The organism is Rossellomorea aquimaris (assembly GCF_003315075.1).
In the GTDB taxonomy this organism is placed as follows: Bacteria; Bacillota; Bacilli; order Bacillales; family Bacillaceae_B; genus Rossellomorea; species Rossellomorea aquimaris_C.
Genome location: NZ_QNRJ01000015.1, coordinates 56,789 through 67,934 on the forward strand (window position 1 = coordinate 56,789; position 11,146 = coordinate 67,934).

16 protein-coding genes are annotated in these 11,146 nt (G+C 40.6%); 4 read left to right on the forward strand and 12 right to left on the reverse strand.

What is annotated here, in order from left to right:
- Positions 1-78: 78 nt before the first annotated feature.
- Positions 79-684, reverse strand: a complete 606-nt coding sequence (locus tag DET59_RS16125; RefSeq protein WP_113970645.1) for a helix-hairpin-helix domain-containing protein — start codon at positions 682-684, stop codon at positions 79-81.
- A gap of 80 nt (positions 685-764) precedes the next feature.
- Between DET59_RS16125 and comER the strand changes: the two genes are divergently transcribed.
- Positions 765-1,586 (forward strand): late competence protein ComER, encoded by an 822-nt coding sequence (comER, locus tag DET59_RS16130; RefSeq protein WP_113970646.1) that lies wholly within the window; start codon positions 765-767, stop codon positions 1,584-1,586.
- 126 nt (positions 1,587-1,712) lie between these two features.
- Here comER and DET59_RS16135 read toward each other — a convergent pair whose 3' ends face one another.
- From DET59_RS16135 to DET59_RS16170, 8 genes are read right to left on the reverse strand one after another with little or no spacing between them, the layout of a single operon-like run.
- Positions 1,713-2,459 (reverse strand): class I SAM-dependent DNA methyltransferase, encoded by a 747-nt coding sequence (locus DET59_RS16135; RefSeq protein WP_113970647.1) that lies wholly within the window; start codon positions 2,457-2,459, stop codon positions 1,713-1,715.
- Positions 2,460-2,813, reverse strand: coding sequence for a ribosome silencing factor (rsfS, locus tag DET59_RS16140; RefSeq protein WP_113970648.1), 354 nt, complete (start codon positions 2,811-2,813; stop codon positions 2,460-2,462).
- Positions 2,814-2,817: 4 nt separating this feature from the next.
- Positions 2,818-3,384, reverse strand: coding sequence for a bis(5'-nucleosyl)-tetraphosphatase (symmetrical) YqeK (gene yqeK, locus DET59_RS16145; protein ID WP_113970649.1), 567 nt, complete (start codon positions 3,382-3,384; stop codon positions 2,818-2,820).
- Entirely contained in the window at positions 3,377-3,946 is a 570-nt protein-coding gene (locus tag DET59_RS16150; RefSeq protein WP_113970650.1) for a nicotinate-nucleotide adenylyltransferase, read from the reverse strand. Before DET59_RS16150 ends, yqeK begins: the two co-directional genes overlap by 8 nt.
- 11 nt (positions 3,947-3,957) lie before the next feature.
- Positions 3,958-4,251: a ribosome assembly RNA-binding protein YhbY gene (gene yhbY / locus DET59_RS16155; RefSeq protein ID WP_113970651.1), complete on the reverse strand. Its 294-nt coding sequence runs from the start codon at positions 4,249-4,251 to the stop codon at positions 3,958-3,960.
- Positions 4,238-5,083, reverse strand: a complete 846-nt coding sequence (aroE, locus tag DET59_RS16160) for a shikimate dehydrogenase (protein WP_258549704.1) — start codon at positions 5,081-5,083, stop codon at positions 4,238-4,240. The genes yhbY and aroE overlap by 14 nt, the downstream gene beginning before the upstream one ends.
- Positions 5,084-5,093: 10 nt before the next feature.
- A complete protein-coding gene (yqeH, locus tag DET59_RS16165) occupies positions 5,094-6,194 on the reverse strand; it encodes a ribosome biogenesis GTPase YqeH (protein WP_113970652.1) in 1,101 nt (366 codons plus the stop codon).
- Positions 6,191-6,733 (reverse strand): YqeG family HAD IIIA-type phosphatase, encoded by a 543-nt coding sequence (locus DET59_RS16170; protein ID WP_397540958.1) that lies wholly within the window; start codon positions 6,731-6,733, stop codon positions 6,191-6,193. Before DET59_RS16170 ends, yqeH begins: the two co-directional genes overlap by 4 nt.
- Before the next feature lie 439 nt (positions 6,734-7,172).
- Here DET59_RS16170 and sda point away from each other — a divergent pair, with 439 nt between their 5' ends.
- A complete protein-coding gene (gene sda, locus DET59_RS16175) occupies positions 7,173-7,313 on the forward strand; it encodes a sporulation histidine kinase inhibitor Sda (RefSeq protein WP_113970654.1) in 141 nt (46 codons plus the stop codon).
- A gap of 60 nt (positions 7,314-7,373) precedes the next feature.
- Here the strand turns inward: sda and DET59_RS16180 are convergent, their stop codons facing one another.
- A complete protein-coding gene (locus DET59_RS16180; protein WP_113970655.1) occupies positions 7,374-8,156 on the reverse strand; it encodes a phosphatidylserine decarboxylase in 783 nt (260 codons plus the stop codon).
- A gap of 228 nt (positions 8,157-8,384) precedes the next feature.
- Here DET59_RS16180 and pssA point away from each other — a divergent pair, with 228 nt between their 5' ends.
- Positions 8,385-8,924 carry a CDP-diacylglycerol--serine O-phosphatidyltransferase gene (gene pssA / locus DET59_RS16185; RefSeq protein WP_113970656.1) on the forward strand — a complete coding sequence of 180 codons (540 nt, stop codon included), beginning with the start codon at positions 8,385-8,387 and terminating at the stop codon, positions 8,922-8,924.
- A gap of 70 nt (positions 8,925-8,994) precedes the next feature.
- On the opposite strand, the gene DET59_RS21750 is transcribed toward pssA, so the two are convergent.
- Positions 8,995-9,132, reverse strand: coding sequence for a hypothetical protein (locus tag DET59_RS21750; protein WP_181778200.1), 138 nt, complete (start codon positions 9,130-9,132; stop codon positions 8,995-8,997).
- A 200-nt stretch (positions 9,133-9,332) separates the two neighbouring features.
- Here DET59_RS21750 and sigK point away from each other — a divergent pair, with 200 nt between their 5' ends.
- Positions 9,333-10,049 carry an RNA polymerase sporulation sigma factor SigK gene (gene sigK, locus DET59_RS16190; RefSeq protein WP_044339577.1) on the forward strand — a complete coding sequence of 239 codons (717 nt, stop codon included), beginning with the start codon at positions 9,333-9,335 and terminating at the stop codon, positions 10,047-10,049.
- Positions 10,050-10,552: 503 nt separating this feature from the next.
- On the opposite strand, the gene DET59_RS16200 is transcribed toward sigK, so the two are convergent.
- Positions 10,553-10,693: a YrzI family small protein gene (locus DET59_RS16200; RefSeq protein ID WP_181778201.1), complete on the reverse strand. Its 141-nt coding sequence runs from the start codon at positions 10,691-10,693 to the stop codon at positions 10,553-10,555.
- Positions 10,694-11,146 lie beyond the last annotated feature (453 nt).

Sequence of the window (11,146 nt, forward strand, 5' to 3'; positions counted from 1 at the left end):
CCATTCCCCCTTCTATGTTTTCAGGTGCATTTTCATTTGCTTGTTTAAGTGTATAAAGACTTTCTATGTTTCGTCAATTCATTGAACATAAATATATTCTTTTAATTTCTCAAACGTTTTTTCTCCGACTCCAGAGATGTTTTGAATCTCTTCAATAGCTGCAAACGGACCATGTTCTTCGCGGTATTGGATAAAGGTTGATGCTTTCGCAGGACCAATTCCGGGCAGTGTTTCGAATTCCTGTTGAGTGGCTGTATTGATGTTGATTCTATCCTTTCCCGTATCGGTCCCAGGCATGGAAGGAGCAAGCCCGGGCACTTCTATTTCTCCGACTTTAGGGACATAAATCATCATTTCGTCTGATACCTTTACCGCTAAATTGATCATTTTCTTATCTGCTTCCGGAGTGAAACCACCGGCTCGATCGATCACAAACTTTAACCTGTCTCCCTGCCTGACTTCATATAATCCAGGATTAACAACCTCTCCCTTTACGTCTACAAATACTTTTTCGACTATTTTCAATTTTTCAGGCTCCTTTTCTTTCTTAACGGGATCGGCTGTAAAAGAAGCTTCTTTTACAGGCACGGCGGAAGCACTTTTTAAAATATATGCAATCAGGACAATGGCACATATGACAAGAATCACAAGAACCGTTCTGTATTTTTCAATTAGGGATTGCACAGGAAATCACCTCTGATGGAATATTCATTGAAAGGAATTCATAAGTTTTAGGAGAGAGTGTGATAGAAGGAGGGCTGCACATGAAAGTGGGTATCATTGGCACGGGAAACATGGGGAAAATCATTATTGAAGCTCTCATTGAATCTAAGGCGATTTCTCCTTCACATCTTCATATTACGAATCGTTCATTAAAAAAAGCCGAGGATATAAAGGAAAAATGGAACAAAGTGAATGTCAGCCATTCAAATGAGGAAGTGATCAAGTCATCTGACTTAATCTTCATATGCGTGAAACCTCATGATGTTTATGATGTGATTCAGGAGAATAAAAAAAGTTTTACCAGGGATAAATGCGTAGTTTCAATAACCAGTCCGGTAAGCGTGGAACAATTAGAATCGATCCTTACCAGTTCCTGTGCCAGATTCATTCCAAGCATTACGAATCGTGCATTAAGCGGAGTGTCACTTTTAACGTATGGAAGTCATTGTTCAGATAAATGGAGGCAGGATTTAATGACATTGGTTGAGCATATCTCCACACCGGTGGTCATTGATGAAAATGTGACACGAGTGGCTTCTGACATTGTCAGCTGTGGACCTGCTTTTTTCAGTTATGTTACACAGAGGTTTATTAACGCTGCTGCAGAAGTGACAGAAATTGATAGGGAAACGGCCACTGTTTTAGCTTCTGAAATGCTTGTTGGTCTTGGGGACTTATTGAAGAAAAACATCTATACATTACCGACACTTCAAGAAAAAGTTTGTGTAAAGGGCGGAGTGACTGGGATAGGAATTTCCGTAATGGAGAGAGAGCTGGGAGATGTTTTCGAGAAATTATTTGAAGCCACACAGGAAAAGTTCGTGGATGATATCGAAGGAACGAAATCACAATTTGGAGTCTAGTGAGGCTCCTTTTTTATATTTCGACACGAATTGATTTTTTCCTTCTTTTTTCTAAAAAAACTTTTATAAAAAACCATAATTAAAAGCCGCACCATCCTCTTTTTTTAGAGACGGTCCGGCTTTTTATCATTTCTTCTTACACGTAAAGAAAATTCTTTCGCTATGGTCTGCAGGAGCTTCCCCAGTGAAGTCTGCAGAGACGTTCAACACTTCGAACCCTGCATCCTTCAACCATTCCTTTAAGGTCAGAATGGGGTATGTGCGCTGTTTGTGAAGCTCTTCCACTCTTTCGTACTGATTCGTTTCCTCATCTTTCACGAAAAAAGTCAGCTCATGCTCTACACTATTGGGAACTTCTCCAGGGAAGCAATCCCAAATGTACGAGACATGTTCATCGGTCAGGGTAAACGTCTGGTTTATAAATATTTGCGTCATTTTATAAATGGAATGCACATCAAATAAGAATAAGCCATCCTGCTTAAGATGAGCATATACACTTTTGAACGTATTTTCCACGTCTTTTCCGTCTTCCAGGTAATTCAGGGAATCACAAAAAATCGTAATGAGGTCGTATTCACCAAGGGAATCAAGCTTTGACATATCCTGTTGAAACAGATTAAGCTTTACGTTCATTTCTAAAGCCTTTTCCTGAGCTACCATCAGCATATCCCGGGACAGATCGACGCCTGTCACATCGTAGCCATCCCGGACAAGGCGAAGCGATAGTTCCCCGGTGCCACAAGCAATGTCAAGGACGCTTTCCCCTTGGATGGAATAGGCTTCAGCTTGTTTATTGACAAACTCCAACCAGCCGTCGTATGGGACGTCCTGCATTAAATAATCGTACACATAAGCAAAACGTTCATAACTCATTTAGCGACTCTCACCTTGTCCAACTTCGACGAAGGATGCATCTCCCCATAAACGCTCTAGATTATAGTAGCCTCGTTCCTCTTTATGGAACACGTGAGCAACGACATCACCTAAGTCAACTAAAATCCAGCGTGCTTGATCAAAGCCTTCCAAACGTTTGACCGTATAGCCGTTCTCCTCTGCTCTGTCCTTTAATTCCCGTGCAATGGCCTGCACCTGTTTGTCTGAGTTCCCGTGACAGATCAGAAAATAATCCGAAATTAAAGAAACACCTTTCATATCTAATACAACAATATCTTCAGCACGTTTATCATCAGCGGCATTAAACGCTAATTCTACTAAATTTTGTTCCATTCCTTCATCTCCTCTTGTTTAAAATTAATCCGTTATAAAACCGAAATGTATCCGGGTAGATCGCTTGATTTTTTTTCATAAGAAACGTCATCGTATTTTGAAGTGCCTTCAACAGCCCTTGATCTAATGACTCTTTGGCCAGTTCCCTCACTTCTTCCACCCCGGGAAATTGACGATTCGGCTCGATGTAATCAGCTAAATAGATCACTTTATCCAGGATGGTCATCTCTTCTTTTCCCGAAGTATGGTACCGGATGGCATTTAAAATATCTTCATCCTGTATACCAACTTCACGCTCTACCAGTAACGCTCCTACCGGTGCATGCCAAAGCTCGCTGTTATACAGCAAAAGCTCCTGATCCAGCTTCTCTTCTACAATGATTGTTTGCATTTCCTCTTTATCCCGGAACTTCGCATAGTCATGGAAAATCGCCGCTATTTCTGCCTTTTTCTCATCGGCTCCATATCGCTTTGCAAGCTCTATGCTTGTTTCCATGACTCCACAAGTGTGTATATAGCGATGTTCCGTTAAATGTTCCTTCACCATTCCCAAGGCTTTTTCCCTATTCATACAATTTCTCCTCCTTTATGAATCGATACACATCGTCGGGGACTAAGTAGCGTACCGATTGCCCCAGTTTCACTGTGTTGCGAATGTAGGAAGAAGAAATATCAATGGCCGGTACTTCAATCAATTGAATATTAAACGAAGTGTCATGTGAATAGGAAGGACGATTAACACCAATGAACCTGACCATTTCCTGAAGTTCCTCTATCCGGTACCACTTCGGGAGATATTCAATCATATCCCCGCCTATGATAAAAGAGAACTCGGTATTCTCTTCCCTCTCGGTTAATAGCTTGATGGTGTCGTAAGTGTATGAGGCACCCTCTCTCTCAAGTTCAATCCGTCCAATGGAAAAGTGAGGGTTACCCTTTATCGCTTTTTGCAGCATGAAGAGACGCTGTTCTACTGATACACTTTCATCAGCCTGTTTATGAGGAGGAACGTGATTCGGAAGAAATCGTATTTCATCCAAATCCGCCTTCATTAAAACTTGTTCTGCCATAACCAAGTGGCCCATATGAGGAGGATTGAATGTCCCCCCCAGGAGTCCAACCTTTTTCTTCATTTTATCAATCCTTATCGTGGGAGGATTAATTGCTTGTTTTCTTTCGATTCCTTGTATAGGACAATGGTATTTCCAATGATTTGAACTATTTCCGCGCCTACTCCTTTGGATAACTCGTCAGCAATTTCGGACTTATCCATATCACAGTTTTGAAGAATACTGATTTTCATCAATTCTCTTACTTCAATCGCTTCTCCGATTGTTTTGATCATATTTTCATTGACTCCGCCTTTTCCTACTTGGAATACCGGATTTAAATGATGTGCTTCTGAACGTAAATATCTTTTTTGTTTACCTGTTAACATGTTGACCTCCTAGTTGTTGTAAAACGATGTTTTTCATAATCGAATATGGTGGAAAGATCCCCGTCCACTTTTCAAATGAAAGGGCTCCCTGATACACAAACATATCAAGACCATTTTGGGTACGGGCACCTTTCTGTTTCGCCTGCTTCAATAATGCTGTTTCCAAGGGATTATAGATAATGTCACTAACGATGCATCCCTCTTTCAACTCTTGGATCGCTACTGGACTGTCTTCTATATGAGGAAACATCCCGATAGATGTTGTATGGATGATCACATCATATTGGTCCAATGCGTTTTCAGCAGCTTCTAGAGATAGAAATCCTGAGTTCAAATCGAAAGGGCAAGCTTCCATCATCTTTTCAGCTCTCAGTGCCGTCCGGTTGGTCACATCGATTCTCTTCACTCCAAGAGAAGCAAGGGAATAATAAATGGCTCTCGCAGCACCACCGGCACCGATGATCAGCATCGATTGATCTTCAAGTGGTTCATCTGCTATATTTTTCAAGCCTTCCACAAATCCAAGACCGTCTGTATTATAACCGATCAGCTTGCCATTTTCATTGACAATCGTATTCACTGCCCCGATTGCCTCGGCCAATGGATCGATTTCATCTAAAAGAGGCATCACATGTTCCTTATGTGGAACTGTTACATTCACTCCATGTATTCCGAGCGCTTTAATTCCATTAAGAGCCTCGGAAAGCTGCTCTTTTTTCACGTGAAATTTCACGTAGGCAGAATCCACGCCACATTCTTGGAACGCGGCATTATGCATCTGGGGAGACATAGAGTGGGCAATCGGATCTCCAATAACACCATAAAGAGCCACAGAATCCCTCCTAGATTAATGATTTTCTCAAGAAAACACTAACGCCTTTAGGAACATGGGCAGCAATGGTCGCCCCCGCGTCATTTACGGTAATCCATCCTAAACCTGAGAAGACGATATCCGTTTTTGCTTCTTTAATTCTGAACTCATGCCTCACAAGTGGAGGGAATGTGCCCATATCATCTTTTCTTGGCGGCTGTAATAGCTCACCTGCATGGTTCTTATAGAGATCATCGGCTTTTTCAATCTTTGTGCGATGAATGGATAGCTCATTTGAGAAATAGCAGGTAAATGCCTGACGCTCACCAGCCATGAAGTCAAAGCGGGCAAGCCCACCGAAGAACAAGGTTTGTTCCGGATTCAACTGGAAGGTTCTCGGCTTGATCTCTTTCTTGGGAGTAATGATTTTCAGATCCTGCTTATCAACAAAATGGGCCATCTGATGATGATTGATAATTCCCGGCGTATCTATGAGTGACTCTTCGTCATCAAGTGGAATTTGAATCATATCAAGTGTGGTGCCAGGGAAGTGAGAAGTCGTAATGACATCTTGTTCTCCTGATACATGCTTGATAATACGGTTTATGAACGTTGATTTCCCTACGTTTGTACACCCTACTACATACACGTCTTTCCCGTTTCGATAATGTTCAATCGCTTCAATCGCTTCGGTAATTCCCTGACCTTTTGCGGCACTCACTAACTGAACATCAATAGGTTTTAACCCTAATTGACTTGCTTCATGCTTCATCCAATGAATGAGCTTGGAGGGTTTCACTGACTTTGGAAGCAGATCCACTTTGTTTCCAATGAGCAGAATCGGATTAGATCCCACGAAACGATGCAATCCAGGCAGCCAGCTCCCATTGAAATCGAATATATCGACGATTTTGACTATCAACCCTTCTGAATCACCAAGTTCATTTAAAATTTTCAAGAAGTCATCATCCGTTAAAGGGACATCCTGGACTTCATTATAATGCTTTAATCTAAAGCAACGTTGACAAATAATCTCTTCTTTTTGAAGAGCGGAAGGAGGTGCATACCCCATCCCTTCCTTATTCTCCGTCTGGATTTCAACGCCACATCCTATACATACAACTTGACTCACTTTTTATCCTCCCACTCAAGCATGCCTTTACGCTTGAAAAACTTCATTATTCTTCGTTCTACACGACGATTGAACTTTGTGATGAACCCGTCTGATTGTGCAACGGGGACAACCAGTATCGTATGGAAGCCGTTTCGATTTCCGCCTAAAACATCCGTTAACAGCTGGTCTCCAATGACTACCGACTCTTCCTTCTTCACACCCATTTCCTGGATCGCCCTTTTAAAAGCACGTCCCATTGGCTTACGGGCCTGGAAGATAAACGGAACGCCCAAAGGCTCTGCAAATGCTCCCACCCGGTTTTGGTTATTATTGGACACAATGGTCACAAGGATTCCATGCTCCTGCATTTCTTTGAACCATTGAATTAACTTAGGGGTGGCATTGGGACGATCCCATTCCACTAACGTATTATCTAAATCCGTGATGATCGCTTTAATTCCTTTTTCTTTTAAATACTCCGGTCTGATACTGAAAATATCTTGAACCTGTTCATCGGGTAAAAATTGCTTTATCACTTGCAGCACCTCAAATTTCATTATCATTTATATACTCTAATGTTTACTTTTCTTCTTAGTCGTATAGCTCCACGTCCATTGTTTCTGCGGATACCGATTCTCTCTATAGTATCTTTTAACCTATAACAGATTAATGATAACCAATTTTCCCTGCAGATTCAAAATAAATCACATATATTCCTGGAATTCCATAAATATTCCCAAGGAGAATAAATATTTTTCGACAAATTTCCAGATGCTTTCATGGTTGTGGATAACCTTATTCACATTATACAAGACATAAACATCGCTTATTTACCAGTTATATACAAGTTAGTCACAACTTATCCACCGAGAACTGTGGATAACGGAACGCTTGTTCTAAAAAAACAAATTTGGTAAAGTTTAATTACTACTTAAAAACGTACTGAAAATATGTTTCGAAATACAAAAAAGATGATGATTATTGGAGGTGGCATTAATGAGGAAATTATCGGACGAACTGTTGATTGATTCTTATTTCAAAGCGTTGGAGTTGAAACTCAATACAGAATTCATTCGCCTCATCGAAATGGAAATTCACCGTCGATCTCTTACTAATAAAATAAAAGCTTCATCGTAGAATACTAACATGAAATGGGACGGATTTGTTTAAAATCCGTCCTCTTTTTTAAAGCAAGCCTTATTTAATGAAATCTCCAATCGTTTCCCCTACCGTCACATTTCTAGGTACTTCTTTATTCTGCGTGAATCGGAACGTTCCTTTTTCAAAAAGGAGAATGACGGTGGAGCCGAAGCTGAAGTAGGCGACTTCTTCGCCTTGTGTCCATTCTTTTCTCTCATGGACATAATCAACGCTGTTGACAAACATGGCCCCTACTTTTACGACAGCTACTTTCCCTTTTACATGCTTCAGCTCCGTAATAGAGCGGAAGTTCTTTGAAAGGGCTTCTTTTCCGTACATCAATCCCAGCTCGTTGACCGGGTAAGAGTGTTGCCCGAGTGACCACCGTTTTAGAATCGTGCCTGACACGGGGCTGTGAATACGGTGATAATTCGCAGGGCTTAAATAAAACACCGCGAATTCTCCCCCACTATAATCAGAAGCTTTCCCTTCACTACCAAGCATATCAAGGATGGAGTAGGGCTTTCCTTTCACTTCAATAACAAGATCATCGGAAATGCTGCCGGTTTCGGCCAATAATCCATCCACCGGACTGACCGCTTGTTTCTCGCTATACTTCACAATCCTTGCATCTTCTTTCAGGTTTCTAATAAAGAAATCATGTAGCGTTTTATAGTCAGCTACCTGACCTTCTATTTCATCCACGTTTATTTTATACGTTTTGATGAATGATGAAATAAATGGCCGACTCAAAGGAGACTGTACAAATTTCCTGATCATATAAGAAGACCATCTTTTATTTGTTAGTTCGATAAATAGTCGATAAATCGATTGCTTCATTAATATCCCTCACAAATTTCTAAAAAAACGATTAACTTTAACAGTTTAATAAGTATATAATAAAATATTATTATATACTATATTTATAAGAATCTTTTTTCACTGTGGGATTTAACATATTTTGTTAATAGCGCTCCAATTGTATCTGCAAACGTGTGTAAAGCGAATATGTTAGCCAGAAAACATGTTCAGTAGTGAACAAACTTATTCAAAGGGAGTGAGTGATGATTGTTTCTCTCCGAAGTCGTCGATCAAACATTTAAGAAGCTTAAAAGTCAAACGGCCAACCTCATTACTTTGTCCAACTTATCATTAGGTGGATTTGCTATTATTTCCATACTTCATAACCAATTAAACCTGAGCTTGTTATTGATTTTCATCGCTGCCCTGACAGACCGCTTCGATGGGATGGTGGCAAGGAAAATGCACATTGAGTCAGAGTTAGGGAAACAGCTGGATTCCATGAGTGACATTATATCATTCGGCATTGCCCCTGCCCTGCTCCTGTATATAGCCGTTCTTAATCAGTATGACTTTCCCGGGATGTTTTTCACCATATTCTATATAGGGTGTGGCGCTTTTCGGTTAGCCCGCTTCAATATTTCAGAAAACGATGGCTACTTTACGGGATTGCCGATCACCGTAGCCGGATGTTTACTGACCCTGTGCTACCTGGCTATCCCGTTTGTTTCAGGTGTGCTGATTTTATGTATGACCATCACTCTGGCTGTATTAATGATAAGCCCTTTTACATTGAAGAAGATGTAAGGAGTATGAAAGAGCCCTGTTCACAAGGTGAACAGGGCTCTTTCAGGTTATAAATGTTGTGCTTGTCAGGCTAACAGTTATTGTAGTACCACCATCCACCAAATAGGAAAAGTAAGATTAGTAATACAACGACTAGAGCGAAGTAGAATCCGCCACCACCATAATAACCTGGATAGACTGGTCCATAATAAGGGTATCCATACGGCATTGCAATACCTCCTCACCTACTTTTACTACTAGTATATGTTCATAGGGAAATAGCGTATAGGCAGTTTCCAACTTTATTACCCGAATCCTCCGGAAAGAAAAGTTAACGATTTCTTTGATTACTTTCTGAGGGACATGCAAGGACATCCCTTTCGTAACATATGAATGAGTGTAGGCTTAAGTCCTCATGGAGGTGTGAATATGTCTGGAGTTCTAACGGCACTGGGGTATTTCTTTAAGGAGTTAATTTTCCTCGTTTCTTACGTAAAGAACAATGCATTCCCTCAACCTCTATCTGCAGCGGATGAACGAAAATATTTAAGGCTGATGGCAGAAGGAGATGAGCATGCCCGAAACATGCTCATTGAACATAACCTGCGATTGGTTGCTCACATCGTCAAGAAATTTGAAAACACAGGCGAAGATCCAGAAGATCTAATTTCCATCGGGACCATCGGATTGATTAAGGCAATTGAAAGTTATTCAGAAGGCAAAGGCACGAAGCTTGCAACCTATGCGGCACGTTGTATCGAGAATGAAATCCTTATGCATCTCCGTGCTCTCAAAAAAACGAAAAAAGATGTCTCTCTTCACGATCCCATCGGCCAAGATAAAGAAGGTAACGAAATCAGCTTAATTGATATCTTAAAGTCCGAGAGTGATGATGTCATCGATACGATTCAATTAAGTATGGAGCTTGAAAAGGTAAGAAAATACATTTGTGTATTGGACGAGAGGGAAAAAGAAGTGATCGTCGGGCGATTCGGATTAGACTTGAAAGAGGAAAAAACCCAACGGGAAATTGCCAAGGAATTAGGAATCTCAAGAAGCTATGTATCACGAATCGAGAAAAGGGCTCTCATGAAGATGTTTCATGAATTTTATCGCGAGGAAAAAGAAAAACGGAATAAATCATGACAAAAGCGATCCAGACTCGGATCGCTTTTTTTCATTCTCTATTCAACACTGACTTCAGCGGCAATAATCAGACCAATCACAGATGTTACGACCAGACCCATTATCATTGAAAACATCGTAATCTCACTCCCTCTTTAGCAGTCATGACTACCTGCTCTTCTTACTATTAATGTATCACGAAAACCTGCATATTCCCCTCTCATTCGTGAACAACTTATTACTAAAGATTGACAGAACTGTGTCTTTCTCAGCCCCTCGTAACCACAATAAAAATAAAGGAGGACACCAGGCAAAATGGCATCCTCCTCATTCATTCTATTTCCTCTCCTGCTTCTTCTTTTTATGGAAGAAAGCCGACCAAAAAACTATATTTAAAAACATCGTTCCACCCACCTTTTGTTTCGTTAGGCAGTATCCTTCTCTACCCATAGCGCATTTAGCATTTTCTCCTGTACATAAATCATATTTCATTCTCCTCTCCATTTTTTTAGATATCATTGGAATTAGAACATTTGCGACATGTATTGGTTCTTGGTTTTCGTTTCTTCATAGGATTTTGAAACCGTTTCATTGTGTGTCGCTTCTTCAAACGTTTCCTGTTTCTTATTGAACGTTACCGTTATAAATAAAAGATTAAGTGTCATACGTATCACCCCTTTCAAAGTGCCTCGTAATCTGCAAGGCATACTAAAAAGCCACAAAGAGACCGATCCTTGTGGCACAAAAAAGCCACAGGGACCTACATTCTCCCTGTGGCTATCATTTAATGGATTTAAAATTAAGCGTAAAACATCCCACAAGTGGTCGAATGATGAAAACAATATGAAGTTGTGTCTTTTTTTCCATTAAGCACGAACATGTTCTTCGACCTCCCTCTTGTGATTTTTTTCTTACATTGGTTAGTATATCCAATTTCCACAAAAAAGTAAACCACTTTCCCCATTATTTTTTCTACAAATTTCCACATGATACACAAGTCGACTACAAGGCAGTGTTGAAGCAAAATCGAGTAGGAGGGGGTGACTAACCCCCGACCTCTCACACCACCGTACGTACGGACCCGTATACGGCGGTTTCTTTAAGGTTGACGTATCGTT

What these genes read in the sequence shown, in the direction of transcription:
- DET59_RS16180 (WP_113970655.1), bottom strand. Translation starts at nt 8,156, where the DNA reads ATGAAGCAATCGATTTATCGACTATTTATCGAACTAACAAATAAAAGA.
- yhbY (WP_113970651.1), bottom strand. Translation starts at nt 4,251, where the DNA reads ATGTTAACAGGTAAACAAAAAAGATATTTACGTTCAGAAGCACATCAT.
- yqeK (WP_113970649.1), bottom strand. Translation starts at nt 3,384, where the DNA reads ATGAATAGGGAAAAAGCCTTGGGAATGGTGAAGGAACATTTAACGGAA.
- rsfS (WP_113970648.1), bottom strand. Translation starts at nt 2,813, where the DNA reads ATGGAACAAAATTTAGTAGAATTAGCGTTTAATGCCGCTGATGATAAA.
- DET59_RS16135 (WP_113970647.1), bottom strand. Translation starts at nt 2,459, where the DNA reads ATGAGTTATGAACGTTTTGCTTATGTGTACGATTATTTAATGCAGGAC.
- sda (WP_113970654.1), top strand. Translation starts at nt 7,173, where the DNA reads ATGAGGAAATTATCGGACGAACTGTTGATTGATTCTTATTTCAAAGCG.
- sigK (WP_044339577.1), top strand. Translation starts at nt 9,333, where the DNA reads ATGTCTGGAGTTCTAACGGCACTGGGGTATTTCTTTAAGGAGTTAATT.
- DET59_RS16170 (WP_397540958.1), bottom strand. Translation starts at nt 6,733, where the DNA reads ATGAAATTTGAGGTGCTGCAAGTGATAAAGCAATTTTTACCCGATGAA.
- comER (WP_113970646.1), top strand. Translation starts at nt 765, where the DNA reads ATGAAAGTGGGTATCATTGGCACGGGAAACATGGGGAAAATCATTATT.
- DET59_RS16150 (WP_113970650.1), bottom strand. Translation starts at nt 3,946, where the DNA reads ATGAAGAAAAAGGTTGGACTCCTGGGGGGGACATTCAATCCTCCTCAT.
- DET59_RS21750 (WP_181778200.1), bottom strand. Translation starts at nt 9,132, where the DNA reads ATGCCGTATGGATACCCTTATTATGGACCAGTCTATCCAGGTTATTAT.
- DET59_RS16200 (WP_181778201.1), bottom strand. Translation starts at nt 10,693, where the DNA reads ATGACACTTAATCTTTTATTTATAACGGTAACGTTCAATAAGAAACAG.